The 22,939-nt window shown below is 38.7% G+C and carries 12 protein-coding genes; 9 read left to right on the top strand and 3 right to left on the bottom strand.

Features of this window, described 5'->3' with window-relative positions:
• Positions 1 to 16: 16 nt before the first annotated feature.
• The gene (locus R3X28_RS03475) at positions 17 to 1,516 is read left to right on the top strand and encodes a PLP-dependent aminotransferase family protein (RefSeq protein WP_317662424.1); all 1,500 of its coding nucleotides are present in this window, start codon (positions 17 to 19) and stop codon (positions 1,514 to 1,516) included.
• Between the two features lie 145 nt (positions 1,517 to 1,661).
• On the opposite strand, the gene R3X28_RS03470 is transcribed toward R3X28_RS03475, so the two are convergent.
• Complete coding sequence (locus R3X28_RS03470; protein WP_317662422.1) at positions 1,662 to 3,104, bottom strand: flotillin family protein; 1,443 nt, start codon at positions 3,102 to 3,104, stop codon at positions 1,662 to 1,664.
• A gap of 5 nt (positions 3,105 to 3,109) precedes the next feature.
• Positions 3,110 to 3,688, bottom strand: a complete 579-nt coding sequence (locus tag R3X28_RS03465; protein ID WP_154363216.1) for a hypothetical protein — start codon at positions 3,686 to 3,688, stop codon at positions 3,110 to 3,112.
• A gap of 436 nt (positions 3,689 to 4,124) precedes the next feature.
• Here R3X28_RS03465 and R3X28_RS03460 point away from each other — a divergent pair, with 436 nt between their 5' ends.
• Positions 4,125 to 5,609: an ArnT family glycosyltransferase gene (locus tag R3X28_RS03460; RefSeq protein WP_317662420.1), complete on the top strand. Its 1,485-nt coding sequence runs from the start codon at positions 4,125 to 4,127 to the stop codon at positions 5,607 to 5,609.
• Between the two features lie 97 nt (positions 5,610 to 5,706).
• Here the strand turns inward: R3X28_RS03460 and R3X28_RS03455 are convergent, their stop codons facing one another.
• A complete protein-coding gene (locus R3X28_RS03455) occupies positions 5,707 to 6,099 on the bottom strand; it encodes a DUF2007 domain-containing protein (protein WP_317662419.1) in 393 nt (130 codons plus the stop codon).
• 321 nt (positions 6,100 to 6,420) lie between these two features.
• On the opposite strand from R3X28_RS03455, the gene R3X28_RS03450 reads away from it, so the two are divergent.
• From R3X28_RS03450 to R3X28_RS03420, 7 genes are all read left to right on the top strand, one after another.
• Positions 6,421 to 6,972 carry a GNAT family N-acetyltransferase gene (locus tag R3X28_RS03450; protein WP_317662417.1) on the top strand — a complete coding sequence of 184 codons (552 nt, stop codon included), beginning with the start codon at positions 6,421 to 6,423 and terminating at the stop codon, positions 6,970 to 6,972.
• 259 nt (positions 6,973 to 7,231) lie between these two features.
• Complete coding sequence (locus R3X28_RS03445; RefSeq protein WP_317662415.1) at positions 7,232 to 9,685, top strand: hypothetical protein; 2,454 nt, start codon at positions 7,232 to 7,234, stop codon at positions 9,683 to 9,685.
• A 61-nt stretch (positions 9,686 to 9,746) separates the two neighbouring features.
• Positions 9,747 to 10,109 carry a four helix bundle protein gene (locus R3X28_RS03440; RefSeq protein WP_317662413.1) on the top strand — a complete coding sequence of 121 codons (363 nt, stop codon included), beginning with the start codon at positions 9,747 to 9,749 and terminating at the stop codon, positions 10,107 to 10,109.
• Entirely contained in the window at positions 10,106 to 14,827 is a 4,722-nt protein-coding gene (locus tag R3X28_RS03435; protein ID WP_317662411.1) for a fibronectin type III domain-containing protein, read from the top strand. Before R3X28_RS03440 ends, R3X28_RS03435 begins: the two co-directional genes overlap by 4 nt.
• A gap of 2 nt (positions 14,828 to 14,829) precedes the next feature.
• On the top strand, positions 14,830 to 15,741 hold the full coding sequence (locus R3X28_RS03430; protein WP_317662409.1) for a hypothetical protein: 912 nt from the start codon (positions 14,830 to 14,832) through the stop codon (positions 15,739 to 15,741).
• A gap of 156 nt (positions 15,742 to 15,897) precedes the next feature.
• A complete protein-coding gene (locus R3X28_RS03425) occupies positions 15,898 to 20,829 on the top strand; it encodes a hypothetical protein (protein WP_317662407.1) in 4,932 nt (1,643 codons plus the stop codon).
• On the top strand, positions 20,813 to 22,933 hold the full coding sequence (locus tag R3X28_RS03420) for a hypothetical protein (protein WP_317662406.1): 2,121 nt from the start codon (positions 20,813 to 20,815) through the stop codon (positions 22,931 to 22,933). The genes R3X28_RS03425 and R3X28_RS03420 overlap by 17 nt, the downstream gene beginning before the upstream one ends.
• Positions 22,934 to 22,939 lie beyond the last annotated feature (6 nt).

The raw sequence follows: 22,939 nt of genomic DNA, 5'->3' as shown, positions 1-22,939 counted from the left end.
GTCCAGTTTTAAAACAATGAATAGTCCGGTTAGTCAAATATTAAAACAACTTGTCACTTACGACAAAACGATTGTGCAACCTGTTTACATACAAGTGGCACAACAAGTTATAAATGCCATACAACGTGGCTACTTGGTAAAAGGCAGCAAACTACCGGGAACCCGTGTATTAAGTCAGTTATTAAAGGTACATCGCAATACCGCTGTTGCCATTTACGATGAATTGGCCTCACAAGGTTGGGTAGATATTATTGCCAATAAAGGGACTTTTGTTTTGGTACCAGAAGAATCCACGGTAAAAATCAAGGCACCGGCCCAACATATCCAACAGGCCTATACGTATCCGAAAGTAGCCGGTTTTCCTTTTCAACAATCATTTCATTTGGCCTCGACAACCGAAGAAACTTCTTTGAAATATACGCTGGGCGATGGGAAACCAGATTTACGTTTGCATCCTGTGCATCAATTTTCAAGATGGTATAGTGCAGCCATGAAACGAAAACCATTAATTAATAAGTGGAATAGAACCAATACATTGACCCCATCGGTTTTTAGTACACAACTTTGTAATTATCTCAATGCCACACGAGGGTTTCATATAAAACCAAATAATTTAGTAAATACACGTAGTACGGAAATGAGTCTGTATATAGTCTCACAATTATTAATCAAACAGGGTGATCTGGTGTTGGTTGGGCAGTTGAGCAATTATGCCGCTAACATGATTTTTCAACAAGCCGGTGCAGCGATTAGGACTATTCCCGTAGATAATGAAGGTTTGAATATAGAGTATATAAAAAAGCATTTTGTAAAAGGAAGTATTCGCTGTGTGTATGTTTGCGCCAATAGGGATTACCCTACAACGGTAACGTTGAGTGCAAAACGGCGATTACAATTATTACAATTGGCAAAGACGCATGGATTTGCGATTATCGAGGATGATCATGACCACGATTTTCAATATGAAGGGTCCGCCATGTTACCCATGGCAAGTGCCGATGCCAACGGAATGGTCATTTATCTGGGTAAATTGGGGCAGTCGTTATTTCCAAGTTTTCATACAGGCTTTGTAGTAGCACCGGAAAACTTGATTTCCGAAGCTAAAAACTATTTACAATTATTGGATAAACAGGGTGATTTAATACAAGAACAAATGCTTTCCGAACTTATTTCCGAAGGAGAAATATATAGACTTAAGAAAAAAAACATCGTCACTTACAAACAACGTCGCGATAGTTTGTGCCTTTTTTTACAGGACTATTTTGAAAACATCATTACTTGGGAAATGCCCTTAGGCGGTTTGGCCATATGGTTGCAATTTATAGAAACCATATCCTTGGTGAAACTTGCCGAAGAAGCCGCGAAATTAGATTTATTCTTGCCAAAAACCATTTTATATCAAGATAAAAACACTTGTGCCATTCGTTTTGGATTTGGGCATTTAAATGAAGAAGAAATCGAAATTGTAATCAAAAAGTTGAAAAGTGCCTATAATAAGGTCATTGGTCTTGCTTAGGAAATCCAAATATTTCAGATTCGATTTTCCTGAGCATATCTATTGTTATAGATTGATTTTTTTAGCGAAAGCCTTCCTTGAACAAAAAAACCTAGTTGCTTTGAATGGCAACTAGGTTTATATCCAGTAGAAGAACAATCTTTAATTATTCTTCTGAATCGTCTTTTAATATTTCTTTTTTGTTCGATCCATCTTCTTCGGCCACGGTCCCATCAACAACATCTTTTCCTTTTAAATATTCTGGTAATTGCATTCCTGCCATGTTGAACATTTCTTGAAGTGGTGGTACTGATTTATACATTCCTGAAATAAAGTTGGCTGTTGATCCTTTTCCATCAGTCGTCTTAGCACCAGAATCCCAAACCGTAACCTTATCGATCTTAATGTTTTTAATAGCCTCTGCCTGGGTTTTAACTAGCTCAGGAAGTTTATCGGCAACCAATAATAATACTGCGTCTTTTGGATTGTTTCCGGCTGCTTTTACGATTTCATCTAAACCAGCCGCCTGTTTGGTCAATACTTCATATAACCCTTTTGCTTCTGCTTGGGCTTTAAAGAGTATGGCATCGGCTTCCCCTTTGGCTCTTCTTCGAATTCTTTCAGCGTCTGCTTCTGCATCTATCTCCACTTTCTTTTTATCAATTTCCGCAGGTACGACAATATCCGCCATTTGTGAACTACGCTCCCTTTCTGCCCTAGCGATTTCCGCATCTTTTTCTGCTGCATAAGACTCTTCCAGTGCTTTTGCTGCCTGTACTTTTTCTGAAGCTATCGCCACTCTTTCCGCTTCAGCTTCTCTCTGACGACGAAGTGAATCTGAATTTGCAACTGCAATTTTTGCTGTGTTTTCCCCTTCAACTGCTTGGGCATTTGCAGCTGCCACTTGGGTTCGCTCATCTTGCACTGCATTGGCTTCTCCAATAGAACCGTCCCTGTTCTTCTCAGCTACCGATTTACGGGCAGCGTTTATGGCATGTGCCGCTGCCTCTTTACCTAAAGCTTCAATATAACCCGATTCGTCAACGATATCGGTGATGTTCACGTTGATCAATTTTAGACCCACTTTCTTTAATTCCGATTCAACACTCTGGGATATATTAGCTAAAAACTTATCCCTATCTGAGTTTATTTCTTCAATATCCATTGAAGCCACTACTAAACGTAACTGACCGAATATAATCTCTTGCGCCAAATCTTGAATTTCATTTTGACCAAGACCTAATAAGCGCTCTGCGGCATTTTGCATAACTCCCGGTTCAGTAGAAACACCAATGGTGAACCTAGAAGGAACGTTAACTCTAATATTTTGCTTACTCAGCGCATTAACTAGATTAACCTCTATCGAAATCGGTGTTAAATCCAAAAACTCATAATCCTGGATAACGGGCCAAATAAAAGCCGCCCCACCATGCACGCATTTAGCTGAACTTCCACCTCCAACTTTACCATAGACCACTAAAATACGGTCAGACGGACAACGCTTATACCTTCGTATAAATGAAATTATGATGATGAAAAAGAAAAGAATTGCAAAGCCAATGGCCAGCAATGAGGCGCCAGCGCCCAATTGTAATGGTACTAATAACATTTTGGTTATTTATTTAAGAGTTGAACAATCAATATTCCGTTATCGGTAACTTCCTTGACCTTGACCACATCACCTTGATGAAGGTCTTTATCTTCTTCGGTAAGCGCATCGAGTTCCCGTAACGTTCCTTGCACGTTAATACTTACTTTACCTATGGTGGACCTTTTAGCGCCTATGGTCAGATATACCTCCCCGATTTGGTTAAGGGCATTTTTCAGCTTTAAGGTTCCGCTACTTTGCATTTTGCTTAAATAATAAAACAGCGAAGCCATGGCCAACATCATCAACAGACCACAGACTACAGAAACGATAATGATTATTGCCTTGGAATACCCGCTTTCCAAACAAGCGATACCCACCCAACCGAAAATGGTGAAGAAACCCATTAAATTCTTAAAGGACAGAAATTGGAAATCTATACCTGTATCCCCGTCGATATCCACATCAACATCTCCACTTAAATCATCTACATCGCCCCCTAAAAAGGTCATGGCCATGAGGACCAATAATACAATAGAAGCACTAATAGCGACGATCCAATATATTTTTTCAAACGAAGTCAATGCGGCGAACCATTGTTCCATAATCATGATTTTAAGTTGGTATAAGAAAGGTACTGAATTTAATAAGAATAATCCTATTCATTGAGCGGAAAGTAAAACCGAGACTGCATTTCCTCCAAAACTTACGATTATCACCTGTATATTTTCATTTTTGAAATTCGATTACTTTCAACTTATATGTAGTAAGTAACGATGGTTTGTTATAGAATATTTTATCGATTATCCTTTTGTCCAAAGCATCCCCAAGAATGGTTCACCACGTACATATAACAACATCAACAGTATTTGGATCGGTAAAAGCCTCTCTCGTAGCGAACATTGTATATAAAACCCTAACTTTGGCTGAATTTGGATCCTTTATTCCATCTAAAAAAAATCACTTTATTTAGGTTCCTTTTACAAATCATTTGGTATTATATATATCTTGCGAGTATGGGAATCAATCCCAATAAAATACATGTCTTACACGCTTATAAATTCTATTTTGAAGAACCATGCCGAACTAAAGGAAAGAACGGTTTTTTTGATTATAACCTGCGTTTCACTCTTTATTCGCCTCCCCTTTTTCTTTAGGGATTATATTGACCGGGATGAAAGTACCTTTATTCTTATGGGGCAATCATGGGTAGAGGGCCATTTGCCCTACACAGAGCTTTGGGATTTAAAACCCCCCATCACTTTCCTTGTTTTTGCCGCTATCATCTATGTGTTCGGAAAAAGCTTTATCGCCATTCGTTTGCTTGGCGTACTACTGGTCACCAGTACCGCATTTTTCACTTATAAGATCGGCCAAGAGGCCCATTCCAAAAAAGCAGGTTTATGGGCAGCAATCGCTACAGTGATTTTACTTTCCCTGTTCGGAAGCTTACAAGGGGTAATGTCCGAACATATTTGTATGGCCTTCTTTATGCCGGGATTATACCTCTTGATAAAGTTCAAAAAATGGGAAACGACCTTCCTTTCGGGATTACTTATGGGTATCGCCGTTATGACCAAAATGAACATTGCCTATGCCCTTTTGTTCCTCGGGTTCTATATATACTATGACCATTATAAAAGACAAGGTTGGATCAAAGCCATTGGTTATGCCGCATTATATGGTTCGGGTATCTTGCTGATCATTGCCTTGACATTATTACCTTATTATATACAAGGAAGTCACGGGTTGTGGGTGTCATCAGTCTTCGAGGCTCCTGTAGCCTATATAAGTGCACGTAGATATTCCATTCTTAAATTAGCGCCTATATATGTAGTCTTGACCGGCTTTTTTGTATTTGCTTGGAAAAGGAAACTACTTAATTTTAAACTTATACCTGTACAATATTTACTGGTTGCCATTGTCGGGGTATTGTTCGCTTTTTATAAAGGCGGACGGATCAACGGCCATTATTTGATCCAACTACATCCCATGCTATTGCTTTTGGCAGTAATGGCTATCAGTGAATTGAAATTTTTCAAAAGGTTTAAATGGAAGCCTTATTTTCTTTTCATTCTCTTATTGATACCCATGGAAACGTATCTGGAGTATATCAATATTGCCCAAAACAAATACCAACGGGATACTTTTTTCAATGGGGAAGGTATATCGGTGCCCAAATATATTCAAGAAAACCATCTGGACACCCAAAACATCCTTTTTCTAGGATACCATATAGGATATTGGGGGTTGAATGCCAAACCACCCACGAAAGCTGCTACCCATCCGAGTAATATCTGTCGTGATGAGCTGTTCCCTTTTCATAATAACCCAAGGGTAACTTCGATGGAAGAACTAAGGTATATCATGGAAACCCTTCAACCTAAAACCATAGTTACCCGAAAAAACAAGCGGGTCTTTGATAAAAAGGAAGTTCAGCAGAATGAATATATCGATGCATATTTACTAAAGCATTATAAAGTACATGCTACTGTGGAAAACGCGGAGATTTTACAACGCCTTTGATCACCAAATGGTTTTTGTCTTCGGTTCGAAAATCGTATTCATTACATTATATATCTCATCGGTTTCCGCTGCCGTGTAAATTCCAGTAATAAATAAGCTAAACATGCTTATCCGGTTTGGTTATGATTCCACAATTCAGGCATTTATATTTTTTCTCCTCAAAAAAAGGGAATAGCTTGTAAAATAAAGTCTTCCGCCTATAATAGGCTTCCGATTTCCGGGCTTTGCAATTAGGGCAAACAATAGGGTTGCCTTCATGGTCAATAGCGTAGGCCCGAACCTCGTTATAAATTTCCAAGGCCCTTTCTTTATCCTTGGCATAAACCTGCAATTTAACCCCGCCTATGGCATGACTGATCAAGGGGTCCGAATTCAAAGTATTTTCGTCCTTCAAAAAAACGGGTATACCCTCTGATTCCAGTTTTCCTTTCAATATTTGCACATCGGCAACAAATTCAAAAGAAGCCAGAATATAAAATCTTTCTTCCATAGGCTTAAAGATACTTTTTCAATACCAGTAATTCCTTCTTTATTTCTTCCTTCATATTTTAAGCATGTAAACAAAACCGAAAACCTTCCTTACCTGTCGGAACCATTGGGTAAAGAATGGGATGGCCGTTTTACCCAGATTCCCCAATCTTTTCCATAAAGGTTTTACCCTCCTATTTCCAAAATCGACACCACATTTAATCAATGAGGCAATCGATAAGAAAACGCCCGTTAAAATAAGCAATAATATCTTGTATTGCACTAACAAAACCCACCCCTTGAAGCGTTTGCAAAGAGTCATGTATCAAATTTATTACCTTTAATGAAATTTCTTGCCATGGTCGTATACAAAAGGGCTTCAGAGGAAAGTGAACTGAATCGGATTTTGGAATTGCAACAACGTAATTTATATGCCAATGTTCCAAAAGAAGAACAACTCAAAGAAGGCTTTGTAACCGTTTCCCACACCTTTGACATCTTAAATCGAATGAATGATGTATGTCCGCATATCATTGCCAAGGATGGGGATAAAGTAGTGGGCTATGCCTTATGCATGCACCCTGAATTTTCACATGAGATAGCCATATTAAAACCCATGTTCCTTGAAATCGAAACCATGGTGCCTAATATCGGGAACTATATCGCCATGGGTCAGGTATGTGTGGATAAGGATTACCGTAAAAAAGGGATTTTCCGAGGCCTATACCGAACGATTCAAAATGCCGTAAAATCCGAATTTGAAATAATCATTACCGAAGTAGACGCCAAGAACAAACGTTCTTTACAGGCCCATTACTCGGTCGGATTCAAACTTTTAAGTACCCATATCTCGGGAGGGCACGAATGGAAAATTATTGGATTGGGAACCTTTTGACTTTTCACCCCACAATCCCAAAACGTTTTCCGTTCCTTTGAATACAACACTTTTTCTTACTGAAAATACAGCCATGGCCTAAGTAGTGGGCAATGAAACACTTAATACAAAAATTAATAAGACTTACACTACACAATAAATGCTATTTGATTTACGATTAGTATAAATATAAATGTTAAAAATATACGTGCAACTCAACGAATAAATTATAACGAAATGTTAATTTTAACGTATTTTAACAGTTTTAAGTGAATTTCTTTTGAATAAATATTTACTCCTGTTCCTCATGTTCGGTACACTTGGTTTCTCCCAGAGTATAAACTTTGACCAATTGGGCAAAGAGAAATGGCTTAGGTATAATGGTGGCGTCGCTGCCAATGCTGTCTTCTATGACGGTACGGCCAACCGGCAAGACCTGACCTATTACCTTACGGGGAACCTGAATTTCAATATTGCAGGGGTATACAACATCCCCTTATCGTTCACGTATTCTAACCAGAATTTCGACTTTCCCAGTCCATTTAAATTCAATCGGCTGAGCCTACACCCATCCTATAAATGGGCAACAGCGCACTTGGGTGATGTTAGCATGACCTTTTCTCCCTATACCTTGAGTGGACACCAATTTACCGGTGCGGGTTTTGAATTGGCGCCGGAAGGAAAATTCAACATAAGCGGAATGTATGGTCGTTTTTTAAGGGCTACCGAATATAATGAGGAAGAACCCCAGGCCATTACCTCCTATAAAAGAATGGGATATGGTGTCAAGGCCAGTTACGATTTTGATTTTGCCAAATTCGGGGTTATCCTATTCAAGGCTTCCGACGAAGAAGAATCATTGGAAAACCCTTTTCCCATTGAATTGGGGCTTTCACCAAAAGACAACGCCGTACTTTCCTTTGAATCACAATTCAAACTATTCGAAAAAGCCCAATTGAGGGTAGAGTATGCCATTTCCGGGGTAACCGAAGATACAAGACTTACCGATGCCAGAGCAAATAGTGGGTTACTTTCCTTCTTATTGGAAGAGAATATCAGCACCGATTATTACAATGCCCTGAATGTATCCTTCGACTATCCAGCAGGCAACGGTACCCTTGGTGTTGGCTATGAACGTATTGACCCCGATTACAAGACCCTGGGCGCTTATTATTTCAACAATGACCTTGAGAACATTACGGTTAACGCCAATCAGACCTTATTCAATAATGCATTGAATATCAGCGTAAATGCCGGACTTCAACAAGATAACCTTAACAATGCCAAAACTTCGGACCAACAACGTATCGTAAGTTCTGTCAACCTTAATTACACGGCTTCGGAACGTTTGGGACTTAATGGTTCCTATTCCAACTTCCAATCCTACACCAATATCCGGGATCAATTTGATTACATTAACCAAGTAGGTGAATTTGACAATGTGGATACCCTGAATTATCGTCAAATATCACAAAATGCCAATTTAGGCATCAACTATATCCTTAAAAAGACAGAAACCAAACAACACAGCACCAACCTCAACTTGGTTTACCAAAACAGTGACAACCAACAAGAGGGCGAAACCATCGAAGGTGGAAAAAACTCGTTTTATAATGGGGTTGCTGCCTACACCTTGGGCTATCCCGAGCAGGCATTGAGCATATCGTTGGCTGCAAATGCATCGTACAATACGGTTGCCGAGGATAACAATTTAACCCTGGGCCCTACCTTGGCCATTGGCAAACAGTTTTTCGACAAACAGCTGCGTACCAATTTATCCAGCTCATATAACACTTCCTACGCCAATGGGGAGCAACAGAATAATGTTTATAATTTTAGATTGGGGGGTAATTATCTATGGTTACAAAAACACAATTTCAGTCTAAACTTTTTGGCGTTATTCCGAAATTCAACGTTGAATACCGGTAGGGACCTCACCATAACTTTCGGATACAGTTATGCCTTTGACAATTTTAAACTGAACATAAGAAAAGGCAACCGATATCCCAACGAGCGTGACCCTAGGAATCGCATGGGCACCTTGAGTTTCAGATATCGCAATGTGTCATATAGCGGGACCATTCCAGAACTGAACGAACAGTTGACGAATGTATTCCAAAGCTCCCAATTCGCTGCAATGCCACCATTTAAGAAAGATGACCTTGCCCTTCTTTTGGCCATCACCAAGGAGCAGGAAAAAGAAGCGGATTATAAGGAAAATGCCTTGGTCTTTTTAAAGGAACTCTACGCATTTGAAGACTTTTTAAGCACCTATAACAACGCACTTTTCAGTGTCATCAGAAGGGTGAAACACGATATGCGAAAAATAGACATGATACTCGAGAACAGCTTTGTACAAACCAAAGTAAATGTAGACAAGCATATTTTAAAGACCGATCCCGACAAAAAAGATGTTAGTGAGGAAGAATGGACCACCTATAAAGAGCTCGTTGCAGAACAGGAAGAACGACTGCAGAAACTCGTAGGACACCGCTGGATGGAACAACGGTTCAGGAATTTCAATACCCTTGAAGATATTGAAAACCCTAGTGGGTATTTAAAACAGTTTGTAGAACAAACCAATGCGGAAGCTTTCAAAAAGTTTGAGGCGAATGGGGATTTGGATGCGTTGGAATACTATCTGGAAACGGAAATCATTGACTTCTATTACCTGAAATCACTGGGAATCGTGAACCCTGATAATTTCCAATTGAAATATATCAATAAGAATTAAAGTAATAGGCAGTAGACAGTAGGCAGTAGGCAGTGACCAGTGGGCAGTAATTAGTAGAAAAATGTATAAAGAATTAAAGGCGTATCAGATTGCATTTAGTTTAGCCATGGAGGTTTTTGAAATATCAAAAGGCTTTCCAAATGAAGAGCGTTATGCACTTACGGATCAAATACGTAGGAGTTCACGTTCTGTTTGTGCGAATATTGCTGAAGGTTACAGAAAAAGAATATACGAAAAACACTTTGTCACCAAGTTGACCGATGCCGATATGGAAAATACCGAAACCCAAGTTTGGTTAGATTTTGCTTTTTCTTGCAATTATATCAATATGGATACAAAAAGTGATTTATGTAGCAAAACAGTTGAGGTAGGTAAATTACTAGGATACATGATTGGTAACCCAAAAAAATTCAACAATAAATGATTAATAAGGTAGTAAAACATATAATCAACCAGCTGCATACTGCAAACTCTGCACTGCATACTGCGTACTGCATACTGCATACTACAAACCGCACACTGCACACTGCAACCTGCCTACTAATTTTAGCTTTTACCATAACCTCAGCCACCGCCCAAAATTTCCCCGTACAGGTTATTCCGCAGGCCATACCCCCTGCTCCCATTCATTTTTCCGATTATGCCGATGCCAGTACCGTCAGTAGTCCTTTACGGGTACAGATCATTCTTAATGACCTGGAGATCGCCAATCGCGAGGTACGCCTAAAAGCCCATTTTCAAGGCAATGGCATTACATTTCAAAGTAATGATATCGTCGTCGGTGCCGACCCCTTGTTTTTAGAAGGTGGGGTACCCTTAATATTGACCAATGTGGAGTTGGCCCCATACTTCCAATTTCAGAACATTACGGGAATTTCCCCCAACGTGTATGGGCAGACCATTCCCGAAGGCGCCTATCAATTCTGTTTTGAGGTTTATGATGTATTATCCGGGAACCGGCTTTCGAACAAAAGTTGCGCCACCACCGTCGTATTCCAAAACGAGCCGCCCTTTTTGGTCATGCCACGCGATAAGACCAATATTGAAGAGATCAATCCCCAAAGCATTGTCTTTCAATGGACCCCACGAAGTATCAATGTCACCAATGTGGAATACGAATTGAGCCTTGTGGAAATCTGGGATACCCAAATAGACCCCCAAGCCGCTTTTTTAAGTTCTCCCCCCGTATTCCAAACCACCACAACGGCAACCACCTATGTGTATGGCCCGGTAGACCCCTTATTATTGTCCGGCAAGAATTATGCATGGCGGGTACAGGCAAGGGCCAAACAAGGCATTGAAGAAATAGGGCTTTTTAAAAACGAGGGGTATAGCGAGATTTTCTCTTTTAGCTATGCCGGCAGTTGCGATTTACCCTTAAGTCTTAACCACGAGGTAAAAGGCAGTACCAATGCCAATATTTTCTGGGACGATTTTACCACCGATATTCCCGAATACACGGTTCGTTATCGCAAGAAAGGCAATGATAATGAATGGTTCCTTTCCAAGACCACGACCAACCAGCTTACCCTGTGGGATTTAAAGGCAGGTACGACCTATGAGTACCAAATACAGAAAAAATGTACGGTTACCGGGAGCGACTGGAGCCTAGCCAAGGAGTTTACAACCCCATTGGAGTTTGAAGAAGAAAGTGTCATAGACTGTGGTATCACACCTGATATTAATTTAACCAATACGGAGCCTTTGGCCAATATCAGTACAGGAACCTCTTTTAAAGCAGGTGATTTTCCCGTAAAAATAACAGAGGTCAGTGGCAGTAATGGCCGTTTTACAGGTAAAGGCTATGTGTCTCTACCGTACTTGAAAAATATTAAAGTAGCTGTTGAGTTCACCAATATCTTGATCAATACCGACCAAGAAATGGCCGAAGGCACCGTAAACACAGTTTACGATCCTACATGGAAGAATATGTTGAGCGTTGATTCGGTTTTAGATGTTGCAGAAGACATTACTGATGAGTTTACCGGCGGTGATGAAAATGTAACATACAGTACCAGTTTTGAAATCCTTTCTACGGAAAATATTAAAAAAGAAAACGGAAAGATAGTCGTTACAGGCCCTAACGTAGAAACAACAACCTTTGACTATGATGAAGGTGATAGTTATGAAATTTCAGATGCCAACGGAAATACATTTAACATCGACAAGGAAGGCAATATAACTACAGGCGAAAAAGGAGCCGAAGGCGGTGCCAGTACGGCTGAAAGCACAGACGGCATTTCAGAAGGTTCGGGTACAGCTGCGGACCCTTCTGTTTCCAGCATATCGGCTACGGGGATTACCGTACATTTTGAAGCCTCTAAAAACACCAAATATGGCTTAGACAAAGTAGATGAAGATAGTGCGTATGAAAAGGCAAACTATCCTAAAGCCACTACTACCGACGGGAGTATTTACTACCCTATTCATAAGGCTGTGGTTGAAGGGAAAACCGATGAATTTTTGGCCATTGTAGAGAATAACAACCCTGAAATCGACTTAGACAGTCTACAGTTCAAAACGGTTAAAGGCACACAAATAAAAAGCGCTAGAAATGGAGACACCTTTACAATTACCGTAACGGGAAGCAACAGCTACCATAGTGATGAGGCCGTAGTAACGTATAAAGGGAAAGACGGTAAATACAAGATAATCGCAAGTTTCTTTATTCACCACATAAAACAGCACGGGGTTATTGATGTTGTTCTGGTTGCCGTTAACGGTAGTAGTCAAATTCCTGACCTAGAAAAACAACTTAACGAAATTTACGGCAAAGCCGGTGCTACTTTCAAGGTAACCACAAAAGCTTTAACCCTAGACCAAAATGATTGGGACGACAACGGTAACAAGATATTGGATTATGATGGTAGCGGTTTAATGTCCGATTACCCGCAGGAATTAAAGAACATTCAGCAAAAATATAAAGATGATAATAAGGACTGGAACCGCAGTGCTTACCATTTGTTCTTACTCCCCTCTGATATTCCTCTGGGAAAAGCCCTAAGTGGTTTTATGCCCAAGACACGGCAATGGGGTTATGTTTTCGGGGCACATACGGCCGATGCATTGGAAGACAAGTCATCACAGAGTTTGGTAGCCGCACACGAATTGGGTCATGGCGTATTTGCTTTACCGCATCCTTTCCAAAACGATGAAAACAAATCTGGTAGTGGTACCGACTGGCTAATGGATTATGGTGGTGGGGATCAACTTTCCTATACCAATTGGGCCGCTATGAGTGATGAGAGTTTGCAATTGTTCCTTTTCCAAGATGAAGAAGATAGTGAGATTGCCGGTAAAATTTGGTTTACACCTGATTGGAAGCCCTTCTCGCTTGATGTTGAAACATCAAGTGAAATTATAGCCATTGCCTTAGGTGAGGAATATCAAGGAGCTATTCCCGGTTTTCGAACAAAAAACGATATTAGATACCAAGCTCAGATAAAAGATGGGGAATTTAATGGTTATTTTGATAGTAATGAGGAAGAATTTAAAATTGATTCTGAAACTCCAGAAGATGATTCGCTTGTAAACTTTTTTGTTTACGGAGGTTGCTATGACAACAAACGCTTAACCTATACCTACAGCAAAAATCTAAAAACATATACAGATTATCAAAACAAAGGAACACTTATAGATACCTATAACTACCCATGTACGAACAAGTGTTATTACGGACAGCAATTTTATGATGAATATATTACAACAATTAGAGATGATAGTGAAAAAGAGTCACTAAATGCTTTGGTAAAATTGATCTGCGAAAACGGAAAAGACTATTATAACGCTCTAGTTTCTCAAATAGAAAAACTAAATAAAGAAGAAAAAAACAGTTTAATATGGAAAAATTATAAGTACATATATGAATCACTATCTGACTCTTTTTGGACTCAAGAAGATGCTTGGCAGAAATATGCATCTACACTTATAAAAATTAAAGAAATTTTTCAAGAAAACACAGATCTACAGAACGTTAACACGGCAGACCTATTCTTCATATTAGGATATTCATCCCACGACCTATTAGCCACCTTATCTGTTAAGGAGAAAGTAGAAATTCTTCAATATTTATTGACAAACGAGTTTTTTATCAATGAAGGTAATTGGCTAAATATTTTTAAACCTACCGCAAACAAAGAAGGTCTTATTATTAAACTTATAAATTCAATCTCCGAAGATCAGGGTAAAGAATTTTTTGATGAAATTCAGAACTATACGGTAGGTGGAAAAAGTGTATTCTCGGAATTATTTTCTAGGATAAACAACGTAGGTGGGAGTGAACAATTTACCGCTTTAAACCTAATCATGTTTGCTAAACTTATTGAATCCGAAGGTGGTTTAGATAATTATATAAATAAATATAAAGATTTGGAAGTCAAATTTAAATGGTACCAGGAGGATACCTTTAAATATTTCATAGAGTCGGATTTAAGATATCGTTCAGAAATGCTGGATAATGGACAGGTAACCTTCGTAGGAGATTTTAAAATCAATTATTATGGAGATAATGTTATAACGTATTTTGATTGTACTACTGACAATTGCAATAATATTTGGGAGACAATAGATGAATCAGGTCATGGTTTTTATGATTTTAAAAATTTTGTGTCTTTTCAATCTTTAGACCCCTACGATGTAATACTAATAGAATTTACTTCGGAAATACCTGAATTGAATATTCCAAAAGGTACATTTCTACCAGTTCCTGCATTTTTATTTCATACGATAGTCTTAAATCATAACTGGGAAATTATTAAGGAGAATATTTCTGATTTTACAATGATTGCTTCAACCCTTTTCGCAGGTGGAGCATTACTTAAAGGTGTTAAAGGTATTGAAAGAGGTTTAGCGGTTTATACATTTTATACAAATATTGGCGAGTATATATTAAAGGACAATTTAATAAAATGGCTTGAAAGTACCGATGACGGAAGATTTGTTCTTAAAACATATCGACTAGGAAATACTCTTCTATCAGTAGGCACTATTGTCAACTCCTTGGGGAAACCTGTGGAACTAGAATCAATTATAGATTCCATGTCTGTAGCTCTTGATTTACAAAGTAGATTTGGACAGTCATTCGTAAGTAAGTTCCCTACTCAATATAAACAGCTAATAGAAGAATTAAATAAATTAAGATAATTATGGTTTCTTTTTGGTGGAGTCCTAGATGGGCATTTTTATCGGGAGCCTTTATGCTTCTTTTGTTGCTAATAACTCAATTACAAAGGGAATTTTTATCTGATTTTCAAGTATCAAATGGAAAATTGGCAAAACATGAAATACAGGTATATCGAGGAATGGAAGATGAAAGGGTTTTGTATTTGTGGCTGAACGATACATTATCTAAACCCTATTTTTCAAAATTTAAACAACCACAGAGAAAAATAAACAGAAATATATCATTTATTAAAAAGTACGGAGTCACAATATGGCACAATGATAAAAGAGAGATCAAACAATTAAAATCAAACAAAACGATTATAGTCGATTATGATTGGTTTTGGTGGCCATCCCTTTTGTTTTATTTAGCGCCCAGTTGGCTACATTTCGGTATTTTTTTAATAGTCAAAAAAGAATCTATAAATATTAATTCGTATACCGATATGTGGAATTATACTATGGGAAATGACGATATAATACTAATCTCAAGTCGCAAAAAATATAGGTCAGGCGGTTTACTTCCGTTTTTGTTATTTAGCCCAATGTTCAGATCAACAAAAAACAGAAAATCAATTTTCGATTCCTTAATTATTTCTTGGCGTCAATTCTTTAATATCTGTAGTGTACATGCAATGAACCCGGAGGTAAGGCGATGGATGAATCAACAAACAAAGGGTAAAGAATTTATTGATGGGTTTGACTTCTATAGAAATTTAATCAAGACCGAATTGCCATCTTATAAATTAGTTGAAACTACTGACTCAATATTTAAGTTTATTTCATTACGCATCGATTCTGGTCGAGAGCATTATGAGGATTTTGGAAAATTATTTCGTCAAGAATTTCCGAATGAATATTATAAAATGTTAGAGCAACTTAATAAATTAAGGTGATATAAATCGATACTGCCAAGGTAAGTGTCATCCTGATAGCGCAAGCATACCGCTCATTCTTGTAAGAGTAAGAAGGGCCTAAACTAAGAGAATAAATGATTGAAAAGTAAAATACTAAAGAGAAACAAACATAAAATACAATCCTAACCCAGTAGTATGAAAAACAGCTACCTATATATCATCCTAATATTTTGGTGCGGCCTTCTTAGTGCCAACCCAACCAATTCCTCCTATGCCTGCATTGAGCGCAGCCGAAGTGAAGGGGTTACCTACAAGGCGGGGGATGTCACACACCTATACGGATCCAAAGACTCGGTTACCACTAAAAAATCCGATTCTTTAAAAACCGCCCCATTGGGTCATACTAAAATGAGCCCCATAATGGAGCGCTGGCAGAAAGAAAAAGCAACGCCTGTACAATTGACCTCAGAAGTTGAAAACCGGAAATTCAAAAGTTTTCCAGAACTGGATAACTATACCAGTAACGTAAAAGATGGTATTATAAAAATACTCTCGGAATTTACCACAGAATATGTAGATCAGCTTAAAGCGAATGCTAGGGCCAAACTGGACAACAACTCAAAAGAAGTACTCGAAGCCGGTGAAAACGTATTCAAAATATTGAAAGAAAACCAAAACTTCATAAATATTATCGGAGGTAATGAAGTGACCCAATTACCTGTAGGCATCAATAAAAGTATTACGGCCAGCTCAGATATTACACTGGGTATTGTTCGAATGGAGTACTACCCCACATATACCGTAGTAGATATGTTCGCCAAATTAAACTTGGGTGAATTAGGGGTGGAAAATTTACTTTTTGTTGCCAACGATGTAAAAATTTCCAAAGATGGGGGAATTTACGGCGAAGCCCGTCTAACCCTATTGGAAGATGCCTATGTGGGCCAGAACGGGGGACAATGGTTATTCATCTTTAAAGGAGGAAAAGATGCCAAAACCGGGAAGGGTACCGGATCAACGTATATAGATATCGACTGTGAGGGTAAGGTAAAAAAAATAGGCTTGAACCTTGATGTTCGAATTGCAAAATCCGTTGCCATACCCATAAACGAGGACGGGACCCATAAATTCCCAAACAGTATTGAGCCGGGAACAGGTGAATCACCAAAAGACAACGATACTTATTTGGGCACCTCTTTTTCCTTGGAAACCGATGAACTTGGTGGTTTACTAATAGAGCTGAACCTACCTATGTTCGAACTAAAGGCCCTGCCCAACTGGGGTTTTAAAATGGAAAACACCATTTTGGATTTGAGCGACACCCAAAATGTGGCAGGTATCGATTTTCCAGATATTTATAAGAACCAAGGGCTATTACAAGGTAATGATAATCTATGGCGCGGCTTTCATTCACAAGAAGTAAGGGTTACCCTTCCTCCAGAATTTAAAAAGAAAGGTTCGGAACAACGGATCTCTATCGGTGCCCGTAATCTATTCATAGATAATTATGGGGTATCCGGAGATTTTTTCGCCACCAATGTCCTAGATATTAACGAAGGTGATGCCAGCAAATGGCAGATTTCGGTTGATTCCATTGGAGTGGATTTAAAAGTTAATCGCTTTATAAAAGCCGGTTTTAATGGGGAAATCGTCTTACCCATAAGTGATCAAAATTCTTCAGGTGGCACCTTGGCCTATAAAGGTTTGATTACTGCAGATCAGTTTTACTCTGTTAACGTAGAGGCTGTTGAAGATGTAAGTTTTGATATTTTCAAAGCGAAAGCAAAGATTTTTGAAGGTTCATATATAACTCTTGAAGTAGAAAATAACCGATTTTACCCCGAGGCAAATTTAACAGGATTAATGTCTGTACGGCCAAGCCAAGACGACCAATTTAACTCACTATCATCAGAATCCCTTAATGACTCCACTTCTGTAGTGGATTTGGAATTTGAAGGTTTATCTTTTCAGGATTTAAAAATACAATCACGGCAAAGACCCTATTTAACGGTAAAGTATGCAGGTTTTAAAGATGATATAACTTTACCGAAAATAGCTGGTTTTGAACTTGGTTTTTACGATATTAACCTTACAACTGATACTGAAGATAATGCAATTTTAGGTTTTAACTGTTTCATGAATCTAGATAGCGAAGGTATTCATGGTGATGTTGGTCTACAGATCCTAGGTAAACTTGATGAAGGGGATTTATTAAAGTGGAAGTACAATGGTATTAAGGTAACCGATGTAGAAGTTGATGTAAAACGTAAATCTTTTGAATTTTACGGTAGCTTATCTTTCTTTGAAGACAACCCTGTCTACGGTAAAGGTTTTGCCGGTGACCTACAATTATATGCTGAGGATTTAGGTATTGAGGTGGGGGCCAGAGGCCTTTTTGGTGCCACGGACGGTTATCGCTATTGGTTCGTAGATGGTCATGGGCGACCTACTAAGGACAACAATAAGAACTTCACTATTTTCGATATTGGTGGTGGGGTCTATCATCATATGCGCAAGGCCGGTATGAATGAGGAGACTACATCCTTGTCGGGCATTAATTATCAACCGGATATCAATACCTCTTTGGGCTTTAAGGCCTTGGGGGCGTTCGAAGTTAAAAACGGAGCTTCCTTTACCGCATTGGCAGGTATTGAAATTTCCTTTAATTCCCAATCGGCCGGGGGTGGTGTAAGTCGAGTAGGCTTTTACGGTGCAGCTATGCTCATACAAGGTAAAAGTGAAGGTGGAAACCCCCAAACCCCTTTCGGCACTGTAGATGAAATGCAACAAACCGTAGCATCGAAGGAAAACTCCCTGTCAAATTTCCACGAACTCTCCATCGATAAAGAAGGCCTAAAGTATTTCGCTGATAACGTTTTCCCTGAACTATTGACAGGCGAAGAACTCTTTGCCGCCCAGGTTGCCATTGATCTAGATTTCAGAAATAGGGCCTATTGGGGCCTTCTTGACGTATACCTTAATGCAGGAACCATTAGAGGAGAGGGGGAAAAGAACCTCTTGGGTAGACTTGAATACTACAATGCCCCTGAGGACTGGTATATTTACGTTGGTACCCCAACACACCGCTTTGGGCTGGCCGATATTCCCATTGGTCCATTTAAAGCCGGTGTTAACCTGTATTTTATGACGGGTACCATTTTACCCGATCCCGCCGCACCACCCCAGAATGTTATTAATCTCTTACACCTTTCAGGGGATGAACTTTTGTTCGGAAGAAATTTTGACCAAGAATTGGCAAGGGGTACAGGATACGCCTTTGGAGCTAAATTTGAATTGGGAATGGGCTTTGATTGGAACATTATATATGCTGATGTGACCGTCGGTGCCGGATTTGATTTAATGATGCGCGATTTTGGGGATGCCCATTGTAAAGGAAAAGAAGGCCCCCTTGGTATGGATGGATGGTATGCAACCGGTCAAATGTACGCTTATTTACAAGGTGAGATAGGCGCTCAGATCAAACTATTCGGAATCAGGAAAAAAGTACCCATATTATCTGCGGGTATTGCCGTTTTGGCACAAGCACAATTACCGAACCCATGGTTCATCAAAGGTTACGCCGGTGTAGATATAAAAGTCCTTGGCGTTGTGAAAATCCATTCCCGCTTAAAGGTAATTATTGGGGAAGAATGTGAGATAATCGGAAAAACCGGTATGCCGGATATCGTAATGATCTCTGATATTACTCCTAGGGATGGTCTAACCGATGTAGATGTTTTCGATGCGATTCAAGTGGCCTTCAATGCCCCGGTCGATAGTGAAATACCTTTTGAGGATAATGAAGGAAGAAAAACATACCGCATTGGCCTAAAAGAAATATCAGTTAAAACTGAAGGAGCGGAACTCCAAGGGTCTTTTGAATATAACAATGAGAAAGATATCCTTATTTACAATACCGATGAGATCCTTCCTCCAGAACAAGAAATAACTGTTTTGGTCCGGGTTTCGTTTGATGAAAAAATAAGTGGCAATTGGGTGGCTGTAACCAGTGAAGGGATCCCAGTTATCGAAGAAAAGGTAGTTACTTTCACGACCGGGGATGCCCCAAGGAAAATCCCTTACAAAAATATCGAATTCATGTACCCTATAGTGGACCAACAGTATATGCTCCCAAAAGAATCGAATGTTGGCTTTGTACAATTGGACAAGGGACAACAATATCTTTTCGGTAATGGTTTTAGTGATGAATTATATTTCATAGATGAATCCGGTAATAAGACCAAAGCTTCTTTTAGCTATAATGCTTCCGAAAAAAGGCTGAATTTCTCCATACCCAACTTAAACAATGAAACCAACTATACCTATGCCTTGGTTACTTTAAATCCAGGTGACATAGAAGAAGATCAAGTGTTATCCACGGTGGAGTTCACAAAAATATCTGAAGACTTGGAAATATCGAACAATACCCTTACCGGCAGTGTCTCCAATGGAGCGTTTATTAGCCGATTGAATTTTTCGTTTAAAACGAGTAAGCACAACACGTTTAAACAGAAAATGCGCAGCATTAATACTAACTATACGATAACTGATTTAGATGAATACCCTGGTACAACAGAATCAATTGCTTATGTTGGAAAAATAACCTTACATGCAAAGGATTATGAACCCTTTGGTATAAATGACATAAGTGGTACGGTTTATACAGCCAACAAACCATTGATCAATTACAATGCCCTTATGACAGATAAATATTATACGGATGATATCTATCCTCTGCTATATCAAGAGTATCCCCTTGACAGAGATATAAGTGTAAATCGCAACCCCGATATTCTGGGTGTCCCTCCAACAAGGTCTCTGTCTGTAATAGAGACCTATAGAACTTTTGCCACGAATCAACCGAATCATCCCATGCTAAAAACCCTTTTCCCATTCAGATGGCGATTGCCCATAACTTATTATATGGATTACATTCATTTACAATATACTATTTCAAACCGATACAAACCTGGAGTGGATGACAACAAAAGAGAAAAGTACAAATACTTGATGTTCACTGGATTCCCATTTGCAAGAAAAGACACATATAAAGTTGAGTTCAGCTATATTTTACCAAATAACTCGACTGGAAACTCTGAAACTATCGATTATGAAAAAGCGTTCTAAAATGGTTTACTTATCAAAATATATAGTAGTTGTCTTTTTTCTATGGGTAGCTTCAGGTTTAAATGCCCAAATAGATAGCATAAGCTATGAGACTCCAAATACAATGAAATTAGTGATTCAGGCAAGACCTACCAATGATGCCATAATGCTAAGATGGGGGGTCAATGACAAAAATATTTGGAAACTAGGCAACGAATACGGGTATTTAGTAGAAAGAATAACCCTTGAACAAAACGGAAGCCCTGTAACCACCCCAGAAGAGGTGATTCTTTCAGGTGGCCCAATTAAGCCCAGACCCTTCAGCGATTGGCAAGAACTCATAGAAAAGAATGACATGGCCGGGGTAGCAGCCCAAGCAATTTATGGTGAAAACTTTGTTTTGGATACCAATACCCAAAATAAGGGCAAGGTAAGTCAAATTATTAATCAGAGTTCTGAGCTACAGCAACGTTTTGCTTTTTCAATGTTCGCGATAGACCAAGACTACACTGCCGCACAATATGCCGGACTAGGTTTTACAGACTACAGCGTTAAGGAGAATACAAGATATATGTACAATATTAAAATTGCAGCCCCTGAGGGTACTAATCTACCCAAAGAAACAGGTATAATCATCACTACATCAAACCCAGTTAAATTACCTAAACCATATGATTTTGCCGGATATTATTATAATGATGCCTTTGTTCTAATTTGGGAATATGACGCACTAGTCCATTTTTATAACTCCTATGATCTTGAGCGATCTGATGATGGTATTTCGTTCAGGAAATTGAACATCACACCAATAACCAAATTAATGGATTCCCGATCTAGTGGTATAGCATTTACCGATAGTATCCCTGTATATGAAAAGAAGTATTGGTATAGGATAAAAGGAAGAACGATCTTTAATGAAATAAGCGAACCCTCTGATACCATTTCCATAATAGCTTATAAAAAATTGCTCGTTGCTCCAGAATTAAAAGAGAGCGAAATTATTTCAGATAAGGAAGCAATTTTAAAATGGGATTTCGCAAAAGATGAGGCATGGAAACTTACCGGTTTTGATATCTTAAGATCAGATAAACCTATTGGCCCTTATAACCAGATTAAAAAAAACATAGAACCCAATATTAGGACATTCAAGTATAGTGAGCTTCAAGATATTAATTATTTTAAAATTAGGGCCAAAGGCATTGCCGGGGATTATATAGATTCTTCACCTAGCATGATTCAACCAATTGATTCCATACCCCCTGCTCAACCAAAAGAGCTGACAGGAAAAATAGATTCAACAGGAGTTGTTACTCTAACATGGGCCAAAAATGAGGAATTGGATTTAAAAGGATATACAATTTTTCGCGCTAACAGACCGAATCAAGAGTTTACACGTTTGAACAAGTACCAAATCCAGAAAACCCTGTACAAAGACACCATCAATTTGAAATCCTTTAACAAAAACGTTTATTATAAAATTGATGCCGTAGATAACAGGTATAACGCATCAGCACCTTCTGAAGTTTTGCCTCTGAAAAGACCTGATAAAATACCTCCAATGAATCCCCTTATCACCAATTATGAATTACAAGAAAAAGGTATTCAATTAACATGGACAAATAGTATTTCGGAAGACGTCGTAAAACATGTCATCTATCGTAAAAAAAATCTATCAGAAAATACTAAGTGGGAAAAGATTTTTGAGATTACGGATTTAAACACCAATGACTACTTGGACGATACAATTGCAGGAAATACAAAGTATCATTATACCGTTATCGCCATCGACCAAACCGGTCTTGAAAGTCAACCATCCCCGCCAATCTCGATTATTAGTTTAGGAGAACAGACCAAGACGGCCATTAGTGGTTTTAACAATACTGTAGACCGTGATAATAGAATAATTCATTTAAATTGGCGATTAAAAGCCAGTAATATAGTAGAAATTCTACTGTACAAAAAACAAAACGAATCAGAGTTCTCCCTATACCAAACCTTTACAGGTAATCGCACCCGATTTATTGATGCCAAACTGACACCTAATACTATATACACCTATGGCCTAAAGGCTATTTTTGAAGATGGTACAGTTAGTGAATGGCAAGAAACGGAGGTTGTTTATTAAGATGAT

The sequence above is a fragment of the Maribacter sp. TH_r10 genome (genome assembly GCF_033101095.1).
Taxonomy (GTDB): domain Bacteria; phylum Bacteroidota; class Bacteroidia; order Flavobacteriales; family Flavobacteriaceae; genus Maribacter_A; species Maribacter_A luteus.
Note: the sequence above shows the minus strand (reverse complement) of the source record. Positions and strands in the feature narration are given on the sequence as shown.

Coding starts and splice junctions, on each gene's coding strand:
- R3X28_RS03475 (WP_317662424.1), top strand. CDS start 17: ATGAATAGTCCGGTTAGTCAAATATTAAAACAACTTGTCACTTACGAC.
- R3X28_RS03470 (WP_317662422.1), bottom strand. CDS start 3,104: ATGTTATTAGTACCATTACAATTGGGCGCTGGCGCCTCATTGCTGGCC.
- R3X28_RS03465 (WP_154363216.1), bottom strand. CDS start 3,688: ATGGAACAATGGTTCGCCGCATTGACTTCGTTTGAAAAAATATATTGG.
- R3X28_RS03460 (WP_317662420.1), top strand. CDS start 4,125: ATGTCTTACACGCTTATAAATTCTATTTTGAAGAACCATGCCGAACTA.
- R3X28_RS03455 (WP_317662419.1), bottom strand. CDS start 6,099: ATGGAAGAAAGATTTTATATTCTGGCTTCTTTTGAATTTGTTGCCGAT.
- R3X28_RS03450 (WP_317662417.1), top strand. CDS start 6,421: ATGAAATTTCTTGCCATGGTCGTATACAAAAGGGCTTCAGAGGAAAGT.
- R3X28_RS03440 (WP_317662413.1), top strand. CDS start 9,747: ATGTATAAAGAATTAAAGGCGTATCAGATTGCATTTAGTTTAGCCATG.
- R3X28_RS03435 (WP_317662411.1), top strand. CDS start 10,106: ATGATTAATAAGGTAGTAAAACATATAATCAACCAGCTGCATACTGCA.
- R3X28_RS03430 (WP_317662409.1), top strand. CDS start 14,830: ATGGTTTCTTTTTGGTGGAGTCCTAGATGGGCATTTTTATCGGGAGCC.
- R3X28_RS03425 (WP_317662407.1), top strand. CDS start 15,898: ATGAAAAACAGCTACCTATATATCATCCTAATATTTTGGTGCGGCCTT.
- R3X28_RS03420 (WP_317662406.1), top strand. CDS start 20,813: ATGAAAAAGCGTTCTAAAATGGTTTACTTATCAAAATATATAGTAGTT.